This window comes from Xylophilus sp. GOD-11R, assembly GCF_033546935.1.
Lineage (GTDB): Bacteria > Pseudomonadota > Gammaproteobacteria > Burkholderiales > Burkholderiaceae_C > Xylophilus.
The window spans coordinates 3,901,471-3,921,969 of sequence record NZ_CP137854.1 but is presented as its reverse complement, the minus strand read 5'-3'; the positions used below and the strand labels follow the sequence as shown (position 1 = coordinate 3,921,969).

Sequence of the window (20,499 nt, the reverse complement as noted above, 5' to 3'; positions counted from 1 at the left end):
CGATCCTCGGTGGATGCGCCAAACCAGTATCCATCCATCTTCCAGCCAGAAATTGGTTCCATGTCGGGCGACCGGCCTGCCGAGAAAGCCCATCGCGTCGCCGACGCCTGAGCTGCCTACGGTCACCGTCGAAGCCGCCGTGCCGGCCCTGGCCGGCCTTCGTTTCGAGTCCACTGCTTGCCGGTCGGGTGATTTCACCGCGCCACGAACGATGCACCCGGCACTGGCGCAGCCCTTGATGTACCCCGCTTCCAATCACCCGGCGATGTGGCAGTTGCTCGGGCCATTGATCGAGCAGTCGCCCCTGCTCAAGGGCCAGCTCGATGCGCTGGCGCGGGCGGGCTGGCGCATCGACTGGTCGCCCACGAACACGAACCAATGCCGCACCTGGGCCAAAACCATCCGCCTGACGATCGACTGGCCACTGATTTCCGTTCAAGCACTGGCTCATGAAGCACGCCATGCATTCCAGGGCACCATTTTTCCGCGAAGGTTTCCAAGCGACCTGGACTTCGGCAAGTTCGTGGTTGGCCTGGAGGCGGAGGCCGTGCTGAACCAGCTTCAGGTGAGGCAGGAAATCCTGACCCACAGCGGCATCGACATCGGCATCTTCTTGGACGATCCCGGCTACTACGAAACGGCCATGGCTTTCTACGCCCGGCATGGTGACAAGGACAGGTTGCTGGGACACATCAGGATGCACTATGGGTGGCAGGCGGCCGCCAGTACCAGAACCACGTATTGGGAAGATGCCATGAACGACTGGCGTCTGAAGGCGGGCCTGGCCCCGTTCAGTCTGCCCCCGAGCATGAAAATCCAGGGCTATACGGCGGCGAACCAGTACCTGGCCTTCGATATGTGGACGCACGATATGCAGCGGGGTCATGAAGCGAAGATTGCGCAGGCTGCCCGGACCGCCCTGCACAAACCATCCGCGCTACCGCCCCGGCCTGAACGCAATTCGGCGACGAGTTCTTCCGCGAGCCACTCGACCACGTCGTCCTAGCGGTGGTCCGGCGTCAACCCACCCGGTTGAACCACCAAAGCGACAGCAGCGAGGCCATCACCGCGAAACCGGCCGCGACCAGCGCGAACAGGGCAGAGATCTCGGTCTCGTGCTTCTCCACCGACAGGCGCGAGCTGAGGGTGTCGTAGATCTTCTTCAGGTCGGCGGCGGTGCCGGCGTAGAAATATTCGGCCTGTGTCTTGGTGGCGATGGCCTTGAGGGTTTCCTCGTCGAGCTTCACCCGCATCGACCAGCCCTCGAAGCCGATGGTGTCGCCGTCGCGGGTGCCCACACCGACGGTGTAAACCCGCACGCCCCGGTCGGCGGCGATCTGCGCTGCTTCCAGCGGATCGACCCCGGTGGTGCGCTGGCCGTCGGTCAGCATCACGATGGCGGCCGAGCCGTAGGAGCCCGGCGCCACCGGCGCGGGCGGTGCGGTTTGCGCCTGTTGGCGGTTCTCGTCGAGCGAGCCCGATGCGCGCAGGCCGGGCCGGTCGGCGCCGAGGGCCGACATCTCGATCCCGCTGTTGGGAAACAGCGTGGCCAGTGCCATCACGATGCCGTTGCCGGTGGCGGTGCCGCGCTGCAGCTGAAAGCTGTCGATGGCTTTTTCGAGGTCTTCACGCGACTGGGTCGGCAACTGCGCCACCTGGGCGCTGCCGGCGAAGGCGACCACGCCCACCCGCACCCGGCGCGGCAGCTCGGCGATGAAGGATTTGGCCGCCTGCTGCGCCGCGACCATGCGGTTGGGCTGCACGTCGGTGGCGCGCATGCTGGCCGAAACGTCGATGGCCAGCATGATGGTTTGTTGCTGCAATGGCAGCGAAATCACCGCCACCGGACGCGCGGCGGCCAGCAGCATCGCAGCCAGCGCCAGCAACATCAGCACGGGCGGCAGGTGACGGCGCCAGCCCGGGCCCTTGCCCATGGCTTCGCGTACCAGCGACAGGCTGGCGTACTGCACCGCCAGCTTGCGGCGGCGGCCCAGCATCCAGATATAGAGCAACACCAGTACCGGCAGCAGGAGCAGCAACCAGAGAAACTGCGGCCAGAGGAAGTCCGGCGTGGGCACGGTGGCGAGCCATTCGCGCACGTGGGCCAGCCACGACGCGATCAGCGTGGTGAACGAAGAGGAGGGCGGTGCGGACGGCGGCATGGGGTGGAGTTTGAAAGCGAAGTCAGGCGACCCGCGCCGGTGAGGCCAGCCGGCGCGCGCGGCGGCGTCGCAGGTCGGCAAAGCGCGCGATGGCGTCGGGCAGGTCGCAATCGGTGGCCACTTCCAGCGCGTCGGCACCGGCGTCGGCGAAGCTCTGGCGCAGCTGCGCCTCGCGCGCGGCGGCCGCCCGGGCGAACCGCTGGCGGAACACCCGGTCGTGCGTGTCGACCAGCATCTGCTCGCCGGTCTCGGCGTCGCGCAGGGTCAGCAGGCCCACGTCCGGCAGGCTTTGCTCCAGCGGATCGACCAGCCGCACCGCGATCACGTCGTGCCGTTCGGCCAGCCGCGCCAGCGGACGTTCCCAGCCCGGCGGGCTGATGAAATCGGAGACCACGAAAACTGTCGAGCGTCGTTTCAGCCCCCGTCCGGCGGCCTGCAGCCACGCGGCCAGGCCACCATCGTCCTGGGCCGGCGGACGCCGTTTTTGCAACTGCTCCAGCAGATGCATCACCTGCGCCCGCCCACCACGCGCCGGCAGCCAGCCCGCGTTGCCGGTACCCCCGAGCAGTCCGCCCACCCGGTTGCCGTGGCGCGTGAAGAGCTGCGCCATCAACGCGATGAACTCGGTCTGCACGACGCGTTTGGTGCGCGGGCTCGAGCCGAAGTCCATCGAGCCGCTGCCGTCGGCGATGAGGCAGGCGCTCATCTCGCGGTCTTCGGTGAACACCCGCACATGCGGCTGCGCCGAACGCGCGGTGACGTTCCAGTCGATGTGCCGAACGTCGTCGCTCGGCTGGTACTCCCGCAGATCGGCCAGGTCCATCCCCGACCCGCGCGACGCGGTCGGAAACCCGCCCTGCAACAACCCGTCGAGCCGCCGTAACGCCGTCCACTCCACCCGCCGCAGCAAGGCGGCAGCCGACTCGGGCGTAGCCACAGCGACACCAGGAGCATCAGCGCGCTTTTTCATCATTCACCACCGACAAAAGCGGAGGCCGGGCGAAGCAAGGCCGACTGCCGAAGAGGCGTGGCAGCGAGGCTCCGCCGAGCCAGCCCCCCGCCCCCGGCGAGGGGGGTGGGCGAAGACACGAAGTGCGTAGCCTGGGGGAGAGCCACTCCACCACCGCCCCCGGTGAGGGGGTAGGCGGCCACACGAAGTGGGCAAGCCTGGGGGAGAGCCACTTGTTCAAGCCGCTTGTTTGTCATAAGCATGCGCCAACGGCTTCGGCGGCTTGGGCACCTGCGCCATCAGCTTGTCGATCAACTGATCGGCTGTCACGCCTTCGGACAGCGCCTCGTACGACAGCGACATCCGGTGCCGCATCACGTCCGGCACCAGGTCGGCCATGTCTTCCGGCAGCGCGTAGTCGCGGCCGCGCATCATCGCCAGCGCGCGGCAGCCTTCGGCCAGATTGATGGTGGCGCGCGGGCTGGCGCCGTACTGCAGCAGGCGGCCCAGGTCGGGCAGGCCGAAATCCTGCGGCCGGCGGGTGGCGGCGATCAGCCGCACCGCGTATTGCAGCAGCGACGGATCGATATAGACCCGCTTGCACGCGGCCTGCAGTTCGGCGAGCTGCGCGGTGGTGCAGACCGGTGTGGCGGGCGCGGGCGGATGGATCGCGCGCTGCACGATCACGAACTCTTCCTCGTCGCTCGGATAGTCGACCAGCACCTTCATCATGAAGCGGTCCACCTGCGCCTCCGGCAGTGGATAGGTGCCCTCGGTCTCCACCGGGTTCTGCGTGGCCAGCACCACGAAGGGCGAGGGCACGCGGTGCGATTCGCCGGCGATGGTGACCTGGCGTTCCTGCATCACCTCCAGCAGCGCGCTCTGCACCTTGGCCGGCGCGCGGTTGATTTCATCGGCCAGCAGCAGGTTGGCGAACACCGGCCCGAGCGAGGTGCTGAACTCGCCCGTCTTTTGGTTGTACATGCGCGTGCCCACCAGATCGGCCGGCACCAGGTCGGGCGTGAACTGAATGCGTCGGAAGTTGCCTTGTACCGCCTGCGACAGCGTCTTCACCGTCAGCGTCTTGGCCAGGCCCGGCACGCCTTCCACCAGCAGATGCCCTTGCGCCAGCAGCGCCACCATCACCCGCTCCAGAAAGCGGTCCTGGCCCACGACGATGCGTTTGACCTCGAAGAGCACCTGCTCCATCAAGGTGGCGGTCTGTTCACGGCTCGCGTTTTCCATAGGCTCCATCACTCAAAAAATTGGACATACCACGGCCACTCCCGCACGGTCCTGCCTTATCCCGGCGAGCGAAGCGCAGCCCGTCGCGGAGCGCCGCCGCGCCGGCTTCGCCGCACGGCCAGCGTTGCCTCCCGAAGGGGGGTGTGCGGCCACATGCAGTGGGCAAGAATGGGGGGAAGCCATCAGAACGGTGGCATGCCGGCAGCGGCAGCGGCGTTTTCGATCGGCACGGCGAACCCGATCCCCAGGAAAGTGCGGTGCTGCGTCGGATTCAGGATCGCGGTCACGATGCCGACGACTTCGCCGTCCATGGTGAGCAGCGGCCCGCCCGAATTGCCAGGATTGGCCGCCGCATCGAACTGGATCAGGTTGGACAGCTGCTGCTTGCCCTCCGGCGACAGAAAACCGCGCTTCAGACCCGACACGATGCCTGACGACACCGACGGCCCGATGCCGAACGGAAACCCGATCGCCGCCACCTCGTCGCCCGGCCGCAGCGAGGCGGTCGACTTGAGCGTGGCCGCGGCGAGGTCGTCCGGAATCTTGTGCGCCTGCAGCACCGCGAGGTCGTTTTCCTGCTGCACGTTGATGACCGACGCCACGCTTTCCAACCCGTCGGAGAAGGTCACCCGGATGTGGTCGGCGCCGGCCACCACGTGCAGGTTGGTCAGGATCACGCCCTTGTCGACGATGACCACCCCGGTACCGATGCCGCGTTCGATCTCGCCTTCTTCCTTGGGCTTGTACTTGCCGCGCCCGATTTTCTCGCTCTTGTCGTAAGCGACCACTCGCACGACCGAAGGCGCGACCTTGTCGGCGGCCCGCGCGACGGCCGAGGGCAGCACGGCCTTCTCCAGCGTGTGCCGCACGGCGGCATCCACATCCTTCTGGGTGATCGGGGGCACCACCGGCCGCAGGGCGACGACCACGGCCACCGCCAGCGCCGCAGCGGCGAGCGCCGGTGTGGTGGCGATACGGACGACGCGCCACAGGCGGGCCCGGCGGCTGGTGCGGGAGGCGTTTCGGGGAGGGGTGTCGGTACTGGCGACCGAAGCGGCCGAGGCGGCGGCAGGCGGGGGAGCGTCCGGCGAATTCGCTGGCGCCATCGCGGCGGCGGGCGCCTGCGGCGAAGCGTCCGCAGGGCGACGGGGGCTGCTGTAGAGGGCGGGCCTGCGCATTCCGAAAGCTTCCTATCAAAGAGGTCATCGGGATGGAGCGCGCATGGGCCGGCAGGCCATGCGCGTTCTCGTTAACACCCTAGCACGATTCGAATCACAAAGTGCATTGGCAGGAGAGTTGCTACAGGCTTTTCCATGCGGCTGCGGCATCATCGGCCGGATGAACCGTTGGATCGATACCCATTGCCACCTCGACGCTCCTGAATTCGACGCCGACAGCGCCGACATGCGCCAGAAAGCGCGGGCGCGTGGCGTGGCCTGCTGTGTGGTGCCGGCCGTCGGCGTGTTCAATTTCGACGCCGTCTCCGGTTGGGCCGAGCGGCACGGCGACACCTACGCGCTGGGCATCCATCCTCTGTGCACCGGCACCGCTGCCGACGACGACCTGGCCCGCCTCGCGCAGCGTCTGGAGCGCTCGCAGGACGACCCGCGCCTGGTCGCCATGGGGGAAATCGGTCTCGACTACTTCGTGCCCGACCTCGACGACCAGCGGCAGCAGCATTTCTTTCGCGAGCAGTTGCGCCTGGCGCGCCGCTTCGACCTGCCGGTGCTGCTGCACACCCGGCGCTCGGTCGACCGGGTGCTGCGCCACCTGCGTGAAGTGGGCGGCAGCGGCGCCGGGCGCCACCAGTGGCGCGGCATCGCCCACGCCTTCAACGGCAGCCAGCAGCAGGCCGACGCCTTCATCGGCCTGGGTTTCAAGCTCGGCGTTGGCGGCACGTCGACGTTCGATCGCGCCCGCCAGGTGCAGCGCATCGTGCAGGCGGCACCGCTGGAGTCGCTGGTCATGGAAACCGACGCGCCCGACATCCCGCCGCACTGGCTCTACCGCGACGCACAGCAGCGCGCCGACGGCTCGCCGCAGGCGCGCAACTCGCCGGTCGAACTGCCCGCCATCGGCGCGGCCGTGGCCGCGCTCCGCGACATGCCGGCCGAGCTTCTGGCGAGGACCACCACCGAGAACGCCTGCGACGCCATGCCGCGTCTTCGCCGCTGGATGCAAAGCCATGCGTCCACCGTGTAATCCGGCCGGCGGGGCGGGCGCTTTCAGCGACACTCGCTGCCAATGAGCCGACCTTCTCGCCGCACGCCCGCACTGCCCGAGGTGCATTTTTCCGACTACGCCGACGTGCGCAGCCTGCACCTGGGCTCGATCTGGATCCAGGGCTCCATGCGCCTGGACGCACCCGACGACATCGAGCTGGAATACGTGCAGCGCATGATGGCCTGGCTGCTCTTCGTCGACGCGCCTTCGGTCATGCGTCGCCACGCGATGCAACTCGGCCTGGGCGCCGGCGCACTCACCAAGTTCAGCCGCCGCAAGCTGCGCATGCGCACCACCGCGGTCGAGCTCAACCCGGCGGTGGTGCACGCCTGTCGCGGCTGGTTCAAGTTGCCGGCCGACGATGCACGCCTCAGCGTGATCGTGGCCGATGCCGCCGCCGAGATCCGTAAACCCAAATGGGCCGGCACCGTCGACGCCTTGCAGGTCGACCTGTACGACGACGAGGCCGCCGCGCCGGTGCTCGACAGCGCCGACTTCTACCGCGACTGCCGCGCCTTGCTCACCGACGAAGGCTGCATGACGGTCAACCTGTTCGGCCGCGACGCCAGCTACGTGCGCAGCCTGGAGCAGATCTCCGAGGCTTTCGGCGAAACCGCCGTCTGGGCCTTCCGGCCGACCCGCGAGGGCAACACCGTGGTGCTGGCGCAGCACACGGTCAGTCGCCCCGACCGCGCCACGCTGATCGCGCGCGCCGACACCATCCAGGCCCGCTGGGGACTGCCGGCGCCCAAGTGGCTGCGGGTGTTCAAGCCGGTCATCGCGTCGCTGGACTGACCGCGCCATGACCCAGCCCGCCACCACCGACAAGGGCGCCGTCGCCTATCCACCTGCCACCGGCACCGTCGGCGCGCTCACCTGGCGCCGCATGGTCGACTGGATGCGCGAGGACGCGGTCATCAGCGACGCGGAAGCCGAACGCACCATTGCACGCTGCGCCCGCGCCGAGAGCAGCCAGGCGGCGGTGCAGCGCCTGGCCAACGTGGCGGTGGTGCGGCAGTCCGACGGCAAGCCGATGGACGTGGAAATGCTCACCGAATACCTCGCCGCCAAGGCCGGGCTGCCCTATCTGCGCATCGACCCGCTGCGGGTGGAAGTGGGCAAGGTGGCCGACACCATGAGCGCCGCCTACGCCGAGCGCCACCGCGTGCTGCCGGTGCAGGTGACGGGCAAGGAAATCGTCGTCGCCACGGCCGAGCCCTTTCTCACCGACTGGGTGCCGGAGGTGGAACGCCAGTCGCGCCGCAGCGTGCGGCGGGTGGTGGCCAATCCGGTCGACATCTACAAGTTCACCATCGAGTTCTTCGCGCTCGCCAAGTCGGTGCGGGCGGCGCAGAAGGCCGGCGGCAACAGCGGCGCGGCGAGCTTCGAGCAGCTGGTGGAACTGGGCAAGAGCAACCGCCAGCTCGACGCCAACGACCAGGGCGTGGTGCGTGTCGTCGACTGGCTGTGGCAATACGCCTTCGACCAGCGCGCCAGCGACATCCATCTGGAGCCGCGCCGCGAGCAGGGCGTGATCCGTTTCCGCATCGACGGCGTGCTGCACCAGGTCTATCAGATGCCGCTCGGCGTGCTCAACGCCATGACCGCGCGCATCAAGCTGCTCGGCCGCATGGACGTGGTGGAGCGCCGCCGTCCGCAGGACGGCCGCATCAAGACCCGCAACCCGCGCGGCGACGAAGTGGAAATGCGGCTGTCCACGCTGCCCACCGCCTTCGGTGAAAAGATGGTCATGCGCATCTTCGACCCCGACACCGCGGTGAAGGACCTCGACGCGCTCGGCTTCATGCCGCACGACGCCGCCCGCTGGGAAAGCCTGGTGCGCCGGCCGCACGGCATCATCCTGGTGACGGGGCCCACCGGCGCGGGCAAGACCACCACGCTGTATTCCACGCTCAAGCGCGTCGCGACGGAGGAGGTCAACGTCACCACGGTGGAAGACCCGATCGAGATGATCGAGCCCTCCTTCAACCAGACACAGGTGCAGCCGCAGCTGGATTTCGGCTTTGCCGAGGGCCTGCGCGCCATGATGCGGCAGGACCCGGACATCATCATGGTCGGCGAGATCCGCGACCTGGAGACGGCCGACATGGCAGTGCAGGCCGCCCTCACCGGTCACCTGGTGTTCTCCACGCTGCACACCAACGACGCGCCCTCGGCCGTCACCCGGCTGATGGAGCTCGGCGTGCCGCCCTATCTGCTCAACGCCACGCTGCTCGGCGTGCTGGCGCAGCGACTGGTGCGCACGCTGTGCTCGGCCTGCCGGCAGCCCGACACCGACGAGGTCTCGCGCGAGACCCTGGCGGATGCCGTCAAGCCGTGGAAGTTGAACGGACCGTACCAGCCCTACAAGCCGGTCGGCTGTGTCGATTGCCGCATGACGGGTTATCGCGGTCGGATGGGGCTGTACGAACTGCTCAGCGTGAGCGAGGCTTTCAAGGAGAAGGTCAACAAGGAGCCCGGCATCGCCGCCTTGCGCCGGCAGGCGGTGACCGATGGCATGCGGCCTCTGCGGCTGGCCGGGGCCCTTCGGGTGGCTGAGGGGTTGACGACCCTGGAGGAGGTGCTGGCGGCTACGCCGCCGCTGGATACCCTCGAGTAGGGCGCGCGGTCGGCTTCTGGGTGGGGAGCCGAACGTAGCCGTCGGCCGGCGTGCAATGGCCCACTCCCGACGCCTGGCACTCGCCTTGCTCTTCGGTGCGTCCAAGTTTCCGGGATTTCCCTTGGTCCACGGTAGGTGGTATCCACATCGAGATCGGGCTTTTGCCAACACACAATCCGCCATTCTCAAATTTTTGTGTTTGGAGAGAGCTGTGAAGATAAAGAGTCAGAAGGACTTCTTCTCGGGCCTGATGTTCCTCTTCGTAGGCATCGCGTTCGCGTGGGGGGCCACCAACTACACGATCGGCTCCGGAGCCCGCATGGGCCCCGGCTATTTCCCGTTGATGCTCGGCGTCGTGATGGCCGTGCTCGGCGCCATCCTCACGATGACCGCCCTGGTGGTCGAGACCGAAACCGGCGACCCGGTCGGCAAGTGGGCCTGGAAGCCCCTGTTCTTCGTGATCATCGCCAACCTGCTGTTCGGCGTGCTGCTCGGCGGCCTGCCCAGCATCGGCCTGCCCGCCATGGGCCTGATCATCGCCATCTATGCACTGGTCATCATCGGCAGCATGGCCGGCAGCCAGTTCAAGATCGTGCCGACCATCATCCTGGCCACCGTGCTCGCCATCGGCAGCTACGTCGCCTTCATCTGGGCCCTGAAGCTCCAGATGCAGGTCTGGCCCACGTTCATCACTGGCTGATCGGCGAGAGATAAAAAATGGATCTGTTTAATCACCTGTCGCTCGGTTTCGGCGTGGCCTTCACGCCGATCAACCTGCTGTACTGCCTGATCGGCTGTATCTTGGGCACGCTGATCGGCGTGCTCCCCGGCATCGGCCCGGTGGCGACCATCGCCATGCTGCTGCCCGCCACCTACGCGCTGCCCCCGGTGTCGGCGTTGATCATGCTGGCCGGTATCTACTACGGCGCGCAATACGGTGGCTCGACCACCGCCATCCTGGTGAACCTGCCGGGCGAATCGTCGTCGGTGGTGACCGTGATCGACGGCTACCAGATGGCGCGCAGAGGTCGGGCGGGTCCCGCGCTGGCGGCTGCCGGCCTGGGCTCGTTCTTCGCAGGCTGCGTCGGCACCATCATCCTGGCCGCCTTCGCTCCGCCGCTGACCGAAGTCGCCTTCAAGTTCGGCCCGGCCGAATACTTCTCGCTGATGATCCTGGGCCTGATCGGCGCGGTGGTGCTGGCTTCCGGCTCGCTGCTCAAGGCGGTTTCCATGATCGTGCTGGGCCTGCTGATGGGCCTGGTCGGTACCGACGTGAACTCGGGCGTTGCCCGCTTCTCGTTCGACATCCCCGAACTGACCGACGGCATCGGCTTCGTGGCCATCGCCATGGGCGTGTTCGGCTACGGTGAAATCATCGCCAACCTGGCGCATCCGGAAGAAGACCGCGAAGTGTTCACCGCCAAGGTGTCGGGCCTGTTCCCCACCGCGACGGACTTCAAGCGCATGATCCCGGCCGTGCTGCGCGGCACCGCCCTCGGCGCTGCACTGGGCATCCTGCCCGGCGGCGGTGCGCTGCTGGCCGCTTTCGCTGCCTACACGATCGAAAAGAAGACCAAGCTGCAACCCGGCGAAGTCCCGTTCGGCCAAGGCAACATCCGCGGCGTGGCGGCTCCCGAGTCGGCCAACAACGCCGGCGCTCAGACCTCCTTCATCCCGCTGCTGACGCTGGGCATTCCGCCCAACGCGGTGATGGCGCTGATGGTGGGTGCGATGACCATCCACAACATCCAGCCCGGCCCGCAGGTGATGACCAGCAACCCGGAACTGTTCTGGGGCCTGATCGCCTCGATGTGGATCGGCAACGCCATGCTGATCGTGCTGAACCTGCCGCTGATCGGCATGTGGATCAAGCTGCTGTCGGTGCCCTACAAGTACCTGTTCCCGTCGATCATCCTGTTCTGCGCGATCGGCGTGTACTCGACCAACAACAACACCTTCGACATCTGGATGGTGGGCGCCTTCGGCATCATCGGCTACATCTTCCACAAGCTCGGCTGCGAACCCGCACCGCTGCTGCTGGGCTTCATCCTGGGCCCGATGATGGAAGAGAATCTGCGCCGTGCGCTGCTGCTGTCGCGTGGCAGCTGGGCGGTGTTCGTGCAGCGCCCGATCTCGGGTGGCCTGCTGGCTGCTGCGGTGCTGCTGCTCATCATCGTGCTGCTGCCTGCGGTCAAGAACAAGCGCGAGGAAGCGTTCGTCGAGGACTGATTCCACGACGGCTCACCCCGCCAAAGACGGCGCCTTCGGGCGCCGTTTTTTTTCGCCGGTTGTCGATGCGCCGGGATAATCGACCGGGCCGGTTTCTTCCGTGCGCACCTGCCAGGCCGCCTCGTGTCTTCCTCTCCCTCCGCTCCGCCGTCTTCTTCCTCCTCCTCCTCGATCGCCACCCCGCCCGCCCCCGCGCCGCGCTCTCCGGCGTCTCGTTCGGGTGGTCTAGTGCTGGCGACCATCGGCGCCATCGCGTTCAGCGGCAAGGCGATCATCGTCAAGCTCGCCTACCGGCACGATGTGGACGCGGTCACCTTGATCATGCTGCGCATGCTGTTCGCACTGCCGCTGTTCGTGATGCTGGCCTGGTGGGCCGGCCGACCGCGCGGTGGCGTGACGCCGCCCCGCCTTACCGGCCGCGACTGGCTGGGCATCTTCGGCCTGGGTTTTTCCGGCTACTACCTCGGCAGTTTTCTCGACTTCGCCGGGCTGGCCTACATCAGCGCCAGCCTGGAGCGGCTGATCCTGTATCTCAACCCCACGCTGGTGCTGCTGCTGGGCTGGGTTCTGTTTCGGCGCAAGGTGCTGCGTGGGCAACTCGTGGGCATGGCGATCAGCTATGCCGGTGTGGTGCTGGTCTTCGGCCGCGAATTGCAAAGCGCCGGCAGCAACACCGCGCTGGGCGCCGGGCTGGTGTTTGGCAGCGCCATCACCTATGCGCTGTACCTCGTCTACAGCGGCCAGATGGTCAAGCGCCTGGGGTCGCTGCGGCTGACGGGCCTGGCGAGCACCGTCGCCTGTCTGTGCTGCATCGCGCAGTTCGTGGTGTTGAAGCCGCTGTCGTCGGTGCTGGCGGTGGCGCCGGAAGTGGCGTGGTTGTCGGTGTTGAACGCCACGCTCTGCACCGTGGTGCCGGTGTTACTGGTGATGATGGCCATCGAGCGCATCGGCCCGGCGCTCACCGCGCAGAGCGGCATGGTCGGGCCGCTGTCGACCATCCTGCTCGGCGTGGTACTGCTCGGCGAGCCGCTCACCGCCTGGCTGGCCGTGGGCACCGTGCTGGTGATCGCCGGCATCCTCGTCTTCAGTCGCGCTAAAGCCTGAGTCCGCGCCGGGAAGGGCGCAGACCCGTATCATTTTGCGAAGCCGCGCCGATCCGCGCGGCTTCGTGTTTTGCGACCAATTCGAACGAGGAGATCACATGGATTTCGGTCTGAGCGGCAAGTGGGCGTTGGTGGGTGGTGCGAGCAAGGGCCTGGGCCTGGGCTGCGCGACGGCGCTGGCGGGCGAGGGTGTGAATGTGGTGATCGTCGCGCGCGGCGGCGAACTCCTGGAAAAGGCGGCGGCTGAGCTGCGAGCGTCCTCGGGCGTGCAGGTGCAGCCGATCGCGGTCGACATCACCACGCCGGAAGGCCGTGCGGCGGTGTTCGCCTTCCGCAAGGACTTCGACATCGTCGTCACCAACGCGGGCGGTCCGCCGCCGGGCGACTTTCGCGACTGGGACCGCGATGCGTGGATCAAGGCGGTGGATGCCAACATGATCACGCCGATCGAGTTGATCAAGGCCACCATCGACGGCATGGCCGCGCGCGGCTTCGGGCGCATCGTCAACATCACGTCGAGCTCGGTGAAGTCACCGATCGAGGCGCTGGGGCTGTCCAACGGCGCGCGCTCCGGGCTGACCGGTTTCGTGGCCGGCGTGGCACGCAGCGCGGTCGCGGCCAAGGGTGTGACCATCAACAACCTGCTGCCGGGCTCGTTCGACACCGACCGCATTCGGTCCAACATGGCCAATGCGGCACAGAAGGCGGGAACGGACGTCGAGAGCATCGTCGAGAAGCGGCGCCAGTCGATTCCGGCGCGTCGGATGGGTACGGCCCAGGAGTTCGGCGAGATCTGCGCGTTTCTGTGCAGCCAGCAGGCGGCGTATCTCAATGGCCAGAACATCCTGGCCGACGGTGGGGCGTACCCCGGGACCTATTGACGCCCACCCCAGGCTTGCCCACTTCGTGTGGCCGCCTCCCCCGGCAAGGGGCAACGCCAGCCGTCCGGCAAAGCCGGGCGGCGTTCCACATGATGTGGCGTCGCTTCGCTTGCCACTGGTGGGCGGGTCGGTGCTTGGGGCTGGCACGGTAATTTCTTTCGGGCCGCGTGCCTTTTTTCATGGATCCGACGATGACCACGACCTTCGACGTTCCCGATGTGCCGGCCGAGCGCCTGCCCGAGCTGCTGCGGGCGATGCCCAAGGCCGAGCTGCATATCCACATAGAAGGCTCGCTGGAGCCGGAGCTGATCTTCGCCCTGGCCGAGCGCAACGGGGTGAAGCTGCCCTACGCCGACGTGCAGGCGCTGCGCGAGGCCTATGCCTTCACCGACCTGCAGAGCTTTCTCGACATCTACTACGCTGGCGCCAGCGTGCTGCTGCAGGAGCAGGACTTCCACGACATGGCGATGGCCTACTTCCGTCGCGCGGCGGCGGACAACGTGGTGCATGCCGAGCTGTTCTTCGACCCGCAGACCCACACGGCGCGTGGCGTGCCGATGGCGACCGTCGTCGGCGGGCTGCACCGCGCCTGCCAGAACGCCAAGGTGGAATGCGGCATCGACGCGTCGCTGATCCTGTGCTTCCTGCGCCATCTGAGCGAGGCGGATGCCTTCGAGACCTTGCAGGAGGCGCTGCCTTACCTCGACCGCATCGTGGGTGTCGGCCTGGATTCGAGCGAGGTCGGCCATCCGCCGGAGAAGTTCGCCCGCGTCTTCGCCCGCTGCGGTGAACTCGGCCTGCACCGCGTAGCGCATGCGGGCGAGGAGGGGCCGCCTGCCTATATCTGGAGCGCGCTCGACGTGCTGCAGGCCGAGCGCATCGACCACGGGGTGCAGGCGGTGCACGACCCGGCGCTGATGCGGCGCCTGGCCAGCGCGCGCATTCCGCTGACGGTGTGCCCGCTGTCCAACCAGAAGCTGTGCGTGTTCCCCGACCTGGCCGAGCACAACCTGGGGGCGTTGCTCGACGCGGGCCTGATGGCGACGGTCAACTCCGACGACCCGGCCTACTTCGGCGGCTACATGAACGACAACTTCCTGCAGGTATTCGCCGCGACCGGACTGGATGCGCGCCATGCCTACCAGCTCGGGCGCAATGCGTTCGAAGCCAGCTTCACCAGCGACGCGGCGCGCCAGGGCCATATCGCCCGGCTCGACGCCGTGTTCGACTCGTTCCGTTGAACATCGCTCGCCCGGCTGCCTAAACGAAGATTCCCCGGTTGGAGAAGGTCTCGGCCAAGGCGTCGATCAGCAGCCGCACCGCCGGCGTGAGCCCGCGCCGCGTCGGAAACACCGCGTGCGCCACGCCTTCGCCGAGCGTGCATTGCGGCAGCACCTTCTCCAGCGTGCCAGCCTCGATCGCATCCAGCACGATGTAGTCCGGCAGGCTCACGATGCCGACCCCGTCGAGCGCAGCCAGGCGCAGGGTGCTGAAGTCGTCGACCGTGAGGCGCGGCGTGTGGGCATGCACGTAGACGCTGCCGTCGGGTGCGACCAGCGTCCAGGTGTGGCGCCCGGCCACCCAGCCGAAACCCATGCTCGGCATGCGCGCCAGGTCTTCGGGCCCGCCGGGGCGCCCGCAGCGCTGCAGCAAGGCCGGACTGCCGACCAGCAGGGCGCTGCCGGTGGTGAGCGTGCGCACCACCAGGCCCGAATCTTCCAGCGGCGGGCGGCGCACACGCAGCGCGATGTCGAAACCTTCCTCGATCACATCGACCCGGCGGTTGGTGGCTTCCACCTGCAGCCGCACCTCGGGCCAGTCGGCGAGGTAGCGCGCCACCACCTGGCCCACGCCGTTTTCCAGCAGCCCGGGCGGGCAGGACATGCGGATCAGCCCGCGCGGCGTGTCGCGTATCGCGTCCACCGTCGACTGCGCCGCCTGTGCTTCGGCCAGCAGTGCCTTGCAATGCTGCAGGTAGCCATGGCCGACGTCGGTGAGGGCGATGCGCCGGGTGCTGCGCTGGAGCAGTCGTACGCCCAGGCGTGCCTCGAGGGCCGCGAGCCGGCGACTGAGCAAGGAGGTCTGCAGCCCGAGCGCCCGGCTCGCCGCGCTGAAACCGCCGTGCTCCACGACTTTGGCGAAATAGGCCATGTCGTTCAGGTCTTGCAGCTCTTCGGGCAGTCCGGATGGGGAATTCATCAGCGGATTATTGCGTTGGTAGAAAGATGATTTGTGCTGAACCCGCTTTATCACTATGGGCAGCGTCAATAGCATGCACTCCATGGTGGCCGTTCGTGCCGCTGAACTCACTGCAAGGGGATACCGAAATGAAAGTTCTGCACCTCGACTCCAGCTCCCTGGGCTCCCTTTCCGTCTCGCGCCAGGTCAGCGCCGCCGTGGCCGCCGAACTGGCGGGCAGCTCGGGACCGGTCGTGTACCGCGACCTGACGGCCGAGCCGATCGCCCACCTCGACGGCAAGCTCATATCCGCCATGCGGCCCGCCCCCGGCGCGCCTGCTGAAGATGCGGCCGTCAAGGCCGAGCTGGCCCTCAACGAGAAGCTGCTGGCCGAACTGTTCGACGCCGAAGCCATCGTGATCGGCGCGCCCATGTACAACTTCAGCGTGCCCAGCCAGCTCAAGGCCTGGATCGACCGCATCGCCCAGGCCGGTCGCACCTTCCGCTACAGCGCCAACGGCCCCGAAGGCCTGGCCGGCGGCCGGCGCGTGGTGATCGTCTCGTCACGCGGCGGCAAATACGCCGGCGCGCCCTTCGAGGCGGCCCTCGACCACCAGGAAGCCTACCTACGCGGCGTGCTCGGCTTCATGGGCATGACCGATGTCACCGTCATTCGTGCCGAAGGCGTCGCGATGGGTCCGGATGCGCGTGAAAAGGCGATCGCCGAAGCGCTCGGCCAAGTCGAATCGCTGACGGCCGCTGCTTGATGCGATAGGCCTTATCCGCGCCGCCATATGGCGCGGACCCCGGGGCGGCTTAAGCTCTCGCCCCATGAAAGCCTACCGCTCCAGCCTCCTGCGTTTCGATACCGACAGCCGCCAGGCGATCTTCGACCAGGACGGGCTGCTGGTGGTGGGCCCGGACGCCGAGGGCCGTCAGCGCGTGGTGGCGGCCGGCGACCATGCCGCTCTGGCCGCCCGCTTCCCCGATGTGCCCGTCGAGCACCTGCCGGGCCGCATCATCGCGCCGGGCTTCGTCGACCTGCACATCCACTTTCCGCAGACCGACGTTATCGGCTCGCCCGCCGAGGGCCTGCTGCCCTGGCTCGAGAACTACACCTTTCCGCACGAAAGCCGCTACGTCGAAGAAGCGCATGCCAGCGAGCTCGCACCGGTCTTCGTCGACGAGTTGCTGCGCAACGGCGTGACCACGGCGCTGGCCTTCGCCACCTCGCATCCGTCGTCGGTCGAAGCGCTTTTTGCCGAAGCGCAGAAGCGCAGCCTGCGACTGATCACCGGCAAGGTGCTGCAGGACCGCTTCTCGCCCGACGGCGTGCGCGACGAGACCGAGCAGAGCCTGATCGACACCGAGACGCTGATCCGCAAATGGCACGGCGTCGACCGGCTCGGCTACGCGATCACGCCGCGCTTCGCTCCGACCAGCACGCCCGAGCAGCTGCGGGGCGCGGGTGAACTGGCGGCCAGGTACCCCGAGGTGTGGATCCAGTCGCACGTGGCCGAGAACCTCGGCGAGGTCGAGTGGGTGCGCCAGCTGTTCCCCGAGGCGCGCAGTTACCTCGCGGTGTACGACGAGTACGGCCTGATGCGCGAGCGCGCCATCTACGCGCACTGCATTCATTTCGACGACGAAGACCGTGCGCTGATGCGCGATCGCCGCACCGCCGCGGCAGTCAGCCCCACCAGCAACCTGTTTCTCGGCAGCGGCTTCTTCGACTACGCCTCGGCCGACCGCGTCGGCTTCGGCTACGGACTGGCCAGCGACGTGGGCGGCGGCACCAGCTTCAGCCCGTTCCACACCATGCTCGCCGCCTATTACGTGGGTCGCGAAGGGCAGACCAAGCAAGGCATTTCGCTGTCGCCGCAGGAGCTGTGGTGGCAACACACCGCCGGCGGCGCTGCCGCGCTGGGCCTGGCCGGCACCATCGGCAATCTGCAGCCGGGCTGCGAAGCCGACTTCGTGGTGCTCGACCCGCAGGCCACGCCCATGCTCGCGCGCAAGACACAGGCGGCGGAGAACCTGGACGAATTGCTGTTCGCGATGATCGTGCTGGGCGACGACCGGCTGGTGGAGCGCAGCGTCATCTCGCAGGCCCTGTAGCGGACGTCGAGTCAGGCGCGGTGGCCGCACCTCCTAGAATGCGCGTCGACTGAGGAAGAAGCGATGAGCATCAAGAGCGACAAATGGATCCGCCGCATGGCGGAGCAGCACGGCATGATCGAGCCGTTCGAGCCGGGGCAGATCCGCGAGAGCGACGGTCGCAAGATCATCAGCTACGGCACCAGCAGCTACGGCTACGACATCCGCTGCGCACCCGAATTCAAGGTGTTCACCAACATCCACAGCACCGTGGTGGACCCGAAAAACTTCGACGAGAAAAGCTTCGTCGACATGCACGGCGACTTCTGCATCATCCCGCCCAACAGCTTCGCCTTGGCGCGCACGGTCGAATACTTCCGCATTCCCCGCAACGTGCTCACCATCTGCCTGGGCAAGAGCACCTACGCGCGCTGCGGCATCATCGTGAACGTCACGCCCTTCGAGCCCGAGTGGGAAGGCTACGTCACACTGGAGTTCAGCAACACCACACCGCTGCCCGCCAAGATCTACGCCGGCGAGGGCTGTGCGCAGGTGCTGTTCTTCGAAAGCGACGAAATTTGCGACGTCAGTTACAAAGATCGGGGCGGCAAGTACCAGGGACAGCACGGCGTTACCCTGCCGAGAGCCTGAAAACCCGCACCAGCATTGGGCGGACATCGACGGGCGCTTGTCCTACATGGGTCTGAGCACCTTGGCATATTTGCATCGCTTGTTACAACTTACGATGTAGCCATGCAAGCGCCAAAGGTCGTCATGTCCATCAAGAACTGTTTGAAGTTCGTCGATGCACCGCTCGCCATCGTGGTGGGTGGCGTGGCGGCGGTGCTGGTCGCATTGCAGCTCGCGCCGAGCCTGCTGGCGCCGGTCGTCGGCCATGCGCCGGTGGAAACGCGCGAAGTGCGCATGGCCCGTGCCGAATGCCTGGGCGCCAAGGGCACCGAAGGTTTCGACGCCTGCCGTCAATGGGTCATTGCTTCGCGCGGCATCGACGTCTCGTTCGACAAGGTCACCGCCCGCTGATCAGGAAGACTTCGCCGGCGTTTCCCGTTCGGTCGTGTTGGCGCCGCAAACACGATTGCGACCATCGGCCTTGGCCCGGTACAGCGCTTCGTCCGCCGCGCGCAGCAACGTGGCGCCGTCGATATCGGCCCCCACTCCCACGGCCACCCCAATGCTCACGGTGATGCTGCCGTAGACCGGATCTTCATGCTTTTCGATGGCCGCGCGCAATGCTTCGGCCAGCGCCATCGCGCCTTCCATGTCGGTGTCCGGCAGCACGGCGATGAATTCCTCGCCGCCCAGGCGCGCCACAGCGTCGGATTGCCGCAGGCGGCTGCGCAGGGTTTCGGCCAGCGAGCGCAGCACCGCGTCGCCGACCTCGTGTCCGAAGCGGTCGTTGATGCGCTTGAAATAGTCGGCGTCCAGCATCGCCACCGATAGCGGGCGGGCGCCCCGGCGGGCGCTGGCGACGGCCAGGCGCAAGCGTTCCTCGAGACCGCGACGATTGAGTACGCCGGTCAGCGGGTCGCTGCGGGCCTGGCGGTCGAGCGCGGAGTTGGCGGCCATGAGCTCGCGGGTCCGCACGCGCACCTGCTGTTCCATGCGGCTGTTGGAAGCCAGCAGCTGCACTGTCATGTTGCGCAAGGCCGAGGACAGCGCCGTGACTTCGCGGCTGCCGGCAAAGACCGGCATGCCGGCGCCGGGCGCGCCCGCTTCCACGCGTCGGGCGGCCAGGGCGATGCCGTGCAGGTGCCTGCTCAACCGGCGCGCCGCCCGATAGGCGAGCAGCGAGGCCACCACGCTGGCCACCAGGCCGATCAGCAGCACGGCGGTGGTCGCGTCGCGCACCAGTGAATAGGCCAGCGAGACCGGCTGGCGCACGACGACCTGCCAGCCAAGGGCTGTCACCGGTGCGTTGCCCGTCACGGCGGCGATCGAGGTCAGGTAATCGGACCCATCCGCCCAGGGCAGCACCGCCGATTTCACGGCAGCCTCACTGGCGGACGCCGCCGGCGCCCGAAATCCGTTGTCGCGCAGTTGCGCCGCCTGGCCGTCCTGGGCGTAGATGAGCTGGCCGGCGCGGTCGAAAACGAAAACCTGCAGGCCGGAGTTGGATGCGTCCGGCGGCACCACGAGGCCGACGGTGCGGTCGGCCCATTCCCAGCTTGCGTGGACACCGAGCACGCCGGTGATTTTGCCGCCGGAAGTGATCGGTGCCGCGAAATCGACGAAGTAGGGCGGCCTGGCGGTCGGCTCGGCCGCCGGCATGGCGGGGTCGGACGGCCGAACCTCACCGATATAGAGGCCTTTGCTGCCGCCTTCGAACCAGGGGCGATCCGCGACCGATACGCCGTCGAGCAAGCCGCCGGTGGCGTTACGAACCACGCCCGAGAGATCGGCCACGCCGATCCATCGGCTTTCCGGCGACAGCGTCTGCATGCGGGACAGCAGCTGGCTGACCGGCGCCGAGTCGAGGCCGCGCTCCCACAGGCCGGGGGCGCGCGCCAGCAATGCGGCTTCCTCGCTGCGCAATCGCAGTTGCGCCCCGAGCTGGTTCGCCACCGCATGCGCCACCACCCGCAGCGCCGCACCGGCCTCGTTGCGGATGCGGCCGCGCAGCATCTCCCCGAAGGAGAAGCTGAGCAACAGGACCAGCAGAGTGGTGAGCACCCCGAACACCAGCGCCATCTGGGTCGCGAGGCTACGTTCGGAGAATCGGAGATTCACGGATAAATATTTGCAAGCAAAGGCAACAGCGCCGATCGTACGTCGTGCAGCACGTGTCCACTGG

General features: G+C 67.4%; 19 protein-coding genes. 13 read left to right on the top strand and 6 right to left on the bottom strand.

What is annotated here, in order from left to right:
- The first annotated feature begins 13 nt into the window (after nucleotides 1-13).
- Nucleotides 14-1,006 carry a hypothetical protein gene (locus R9X41_RS18180; protein WP_318631845.1) on the top strand — a complete coding sequence of 331 codons (993 nt, stop codon included), beginning with the start codon at nucleotides 14-16 and terminating at the stop codon, nucleotides 1,004-1,006.
- A gap of 13 nt (nucleotides 1,007-1,019) precedes the next feature.
- Here the strand turns inward: R9X41_RS18180 and R9X41_RS18175 are convergent, their stop codons facing one another.
- From R9X41_RS18175 to R9X41_RS18160, 4 genes are all read right to left on the bottom strand, one after another.
- On the bottom strand, nucleotides 1,020-2,162 hold the full coding sequence (locus R9X41_RS18175; protein ID WP_318631844.1) for a VWA domain-containing protein: 1,143 nt from the start codon (nucleotides 2,160-2,162) through the stop codon (nucleotides 1,020-1,022).
- Between the two features lie 22 nt (nucleotides 2,163-2,184).
- Nucleotides 2,185-3,135, bottom strand: a complete 951-nt coding sequence (locus R9X41_RS18170) for a DUF58 domain-containing protein (protein ID WP_412556624.1) — start codon at nucleotides 3,133-3,135, stop codon at nucleotides 2,185-2,187.
- Between the two features lie 213 nt (nucleotides 3,136-3,348).
- Nucleotides 3,349-4,356 carry an AAA family ATPase gene (locus R9X41_RS18165; RefSeq protein WP_318631842.1) on the bottom strand — a complete coding sequence of 336 codons (1,008 nt, stop codon included), beginning with the start codon at nucleotides 4,354-4,356 and terminating at the stop codon, nucleotides 3,349-3,351.
- A gap of 182 nt (nucleotides 4,357-4,538) precedes the next feature.
- On the bottom strand, nucleotides 4,539-5,534 hold the full coding sequence (locus tag R9X41_RS18160; RefSeq protein ID WP_318631841.1) for a S1C family serine protease: 996 nt from the start codon (nucleotides 5,532-5,534) through the stop codon (nucleotides 4,539-4,541).
- 160 nt (nucleotides 5,535-5,694) lie between these two features.
- On the opposite strand from R9X41_RS18160, the gene R9X41_RS18155 reads away from it, so the two are divergent.
- The 8 genes from R9X41_RS18155 to R9X41_RS18120 all read left to right on the top strand — a co-directional run bounded on the left by R9X41_RS18155 (nucleotide 5,695) and on the right by R9X41_RS18120 (nucleotide 14,653).
- Nucleotides 5,695-6,558 (top strand): TatD family hydrolase, encoded by an 864-nt coding sequence (locus R9X41_RS18155; protein ID WP_318631840.1) that lies wholly within the window; start codon nucleotides 5,695-5,697, stop codon nucleotides 6,556-6,558.
- 42 nt (nucleotides 6,559-6,600) lie between these two features.
- Nucleotides 6,601-7,374, top strand: a complete 774-nt coding sequence (locus tag R9X41_RS18150) for a class I SAM-dependent methyltransferase (RefSeq protein ID WP_318631839.1) — start codon at nucleotides 6,601-6,603, stop codon at nucleotides 7,372-7,374.
- Nucleotides 7,375-7,465: 91 nt separating this feature from the next.
- Entirely contained in the window at nucleotides 7,466-9,199 is a 1,734-nt protein-coding gene (locus R9X41_RS18145; protein WP_412556714.1) for a type IV pilus assembly ATPase TfpB, read from the top strand.
- A 211-nt stretch (nucleotides 9,200-9,410) separates the two neighbouring features.
- On the top strand, nucleotides 9,411-9,899 hold the full coding sequence (locus R9X41_RS18140) for a tripartite tricarboxylate transporter TctB family protein (RefSeq protein ID WP_318631837.1): 489 nt from the start codon (nucleotides 9,411-9,413) through the stop codon (nucleotides 9,897-9,899).
- A 17-nt stretch (nucleotides 9,900-9,916) separates the two neighbouring features.
- The gene (locus R9X41_RS18135) at nucleotides 9,917-11,428 is read left to right on the top strand and encodes a tripartite tricarboxylate transporter permease (RefSeq protein ID WP_318631836.1); all 1,512 of its coding nucleotides are present in this window, start codon (nucleotides 9,917-9,919) and stop codon (nucleotides 11,426-11,428) included.
- Nucleotides 11,429-11,551: 123 nt separating this feature from the next.
- Nucleotides 11,552-12,532 carry a DMT family transporter gene (locus tag R9X41_RS18130; protein WP_412556623.1) on the top strand — a complete coding sequence of 327 codons (981 nt, stop codon included), beginning with the start codon at nucleotides 11,552-11,554 and terminating at the stop codon, nucleotides 12,530-12,532.
- A 97-nt stretch (nucleotides 12,533-12,629) separates the two neighbouring features.
- Nucleotides 12,630-13,412: an SDR family oxidoreductase gene (locus R9X41_RS18125; RefSeq protein ID WP_318631835.1), complete on the top strand. Its 783-nt coding sequence runs from the start codon at nucleotides 12,630-12,632 to the stop codon at nucleotides 13,410-13,412.
- Between the two features lie 191 nt (nucleotides 13,413-13,603).
- Nucleotides 13,604-14,653, top strand: a complete 1,050-nt coding sequence (locus R9X41_RS18120; protein ID WP_318631834.1) for an adenosine deaminase — start codon at nucleotides 13,604-13,606, stop codon at nucleotides 14,651-14,653.
- Nucleotides 14,654-14,672: 19 nt separating this feature from the next.
- Here the strand turns inward: R9X41_RS18120 and R9X41_RS18115 are convergent, their stop codons facing one another.
- Nucleotides 14,673-15,611, bottom strand: coding sequence for a LysR family transcriptional regulator (locus R9X41_RS18115; RefSeq protein ID WP_318631833.1), 939 nt, complete (start codon nucleotides 15,609-15,611; stop codon nucleotides 14,673-14,675).
- Nucleotides 15,612-15,739: 128 nt separating this feature from the next.
- On the opposite strand from R9X41_RS18115, the gene R9X41_RS18110 reads away from it, so the two are divergent.
- The 4 genes from R9X41_RS18110 (at nucleotide 15,740) to R9X41_RS18095 (ending at nucleotide 18,728) form a co-directional block, all read left to right on the top strand.
- A complete protein-coding gene (locus R9X41_RS18110; protein ID WP_318631832.1) occupies nucleotides 15,740-16,357 on the top strand; it encodes an FMN-dependent NADH-azoreductase in 618 nt (205 codons plus the stop codon).
- Between the two features lie 64 nt (nucleotides 16,358-16,421).
- Nucleotides 16,422-17,708, top strand: a complete 1,287-nt coding sequence (gene guaD / locus R9X41_RS18105; RefSeq protein WP_318631831.1) for a guanine deaminase — start codon at nucleotides 16,422-16,424, stop codon at nucleotides 17,706-17,708.
- Nucleotides 17,709-17,771: 63 nt separating this feature from the next.
- Nucleotides 17,772-18,338 carry a dCTP deaminase gene (gene dcd, locus R9X41_RS18100; protein ID WP_318631830.1) on the top strand — a complete coding sequence of 189 codons (567 nt, stop codon included), beginning with the start codon at nucleotides 17,772-17,774 and terminating at the stop codon, nucleotides 18,336-18,338.
- A gap of 102 nt (nucleotides 18,339-18,440) precedes the next feature.
- A complete protein-coding gene (locus tag R9X41_RS18095) occupies nucleotides 18,441-18,728 on the top strand; it encodes a hypothetical protein (RefSeq protein ID WP_318631829.1) in 288 nt (95 codons plus the stop codon).
- On the opposite strand, the gene R9X41_RS18090 is transcribed toward R9X41_RS18095, so the two are convergent.
- Nucleotides 18,729-20,435: a sensor domain-containing diguanylate cyclase gene (locus tag R9X41_RS18090; RefSeq protein WP_318631828.1), complete on the bottom strand. Its 1,707-nt coding sequence runs from the start codon at nucleotides 20,433-20,435 to the stop codon at nucleotides 18,729-18,731.
- Nucleotides 20,436-20,499 lie beyond the last annotated feature (64 nt).

Excerpts from the sequence above, each read along its gene's own strand:
- guaD (WP_318631831.1), top strand. The coding sequence starts at position 16,422 with ATGAAAGCCTACCGCTCCAGCCTCCTGCGTTTCGATACCGACAGCCGC.
- R9X41_RS18155 (WP_318631840.1), top strand. The coding sequence starts at position 5,695 with ATGAACCGTTGGATCGATACCCATTGCCACCTCGACGCTCCTGAATTC.
- R9X41_RS18115 (WP_318631833.1), bottom strand. The coding sequence starts at position 15,611 with ATGAATTCCCCATCCGGACTGCCCGAAGAGCTGCAAGACCTGAACGAC.
- R9X41_RS18125 (WP_318631835.1), top strand. The coding sequence starts at position 12,630 with ATGGATTTCGGTCTGAGCGGCAAGTGGGCGTTGGTGGGTGGTGCGAGC.
- dcd (WP_318631830.1), top strand. The coding sequence starts at position 17,772 with ATGAGCATCAAGAGCGACAAATGGATCCGCCGCATGGCGGAGCAGCAC.
- R9X41_RS18180 (WP_318631845.1), top strand. The coding sequence starts at position 14 with ATGCGCCAAACCAGTATCCATCCATCTTCCAGCCAGAAATTGGTTCCA.
- R9X41_RS18165 (WP_318631842.1), bottom strand. The coding sequence starts at position 4,356 with ATGGAAAACGCGAGCCGTGAACAGACCGCCACCTTGATGGAGCAGGTG.
- R9X41_RS18120 (WP_318631834.1), top strand. The coding sequence starts at position 13,604 with ATGACCACGACCTTCGACGTTCCCGATGTGCCGGCCGAGCGCCTGCCC.
- R9X41_RS18135 (WP_318631836.1), top strand. The coding sequence starts at position 9,917 with ATGGATCTGTTTAATCACCTGTCGCTCGGTTTCGGCGTGGCCTTCACG.
- R9X41_RS18095 (WP_318631829.1), top strand. The coding sequence starts at position 18,441 with ATGCAAGCGCCAAAGGTCGTCATGTCCATCAAGAACTGTTTGAAGTTC.
- R9X41_RS18170 (WP_412556624.1), bottom strand. The coding sequence starts at position 3,135 with ATGATGAAAAAGCGCGCTGATGCTCCTGGTGTCGCTGTGGCTACGCCC.
- R9X41_RS18110 (WP_318631832.1), top strand. The coding sequence starts at position 15,740 with ATGAAAGTTCTGCACCTCGACTCCAGCTCCCTGGGCTCCCTTTCCGTC.
- R9X41_RS18150 (WP_318631839.1), top strand. The coding sequence starts at position 6,601 with ATGAGCCGACCTTCTCGCCGCACGCCCGCACTGCCCGAGGTGCATTTT.
- R9X41_RS18160 (WP_318631841.1), bottom strand. The coding sequence starts at position 5,534 with ATGCGCAGGCCCGCCCTCTACAGCAGCCCCCGTCGCCCTGCGGACGCT.
- R9X41_RS18145 (WP_412556714.1), top strand. The coding sequence starts at position 7,466 with ATGGTCGACTGGATGCGCGAGGACGCGGTCATCAGCGACGCGGAAGCC.
- R9X41_RS18175 (WP_318631844.1), bottom strand. The coding sequence starts at position 2,162 with ATGCCGCCGTCCGCACCGCCCTCCTCTTCGTTCACCACGCTGATCGCG.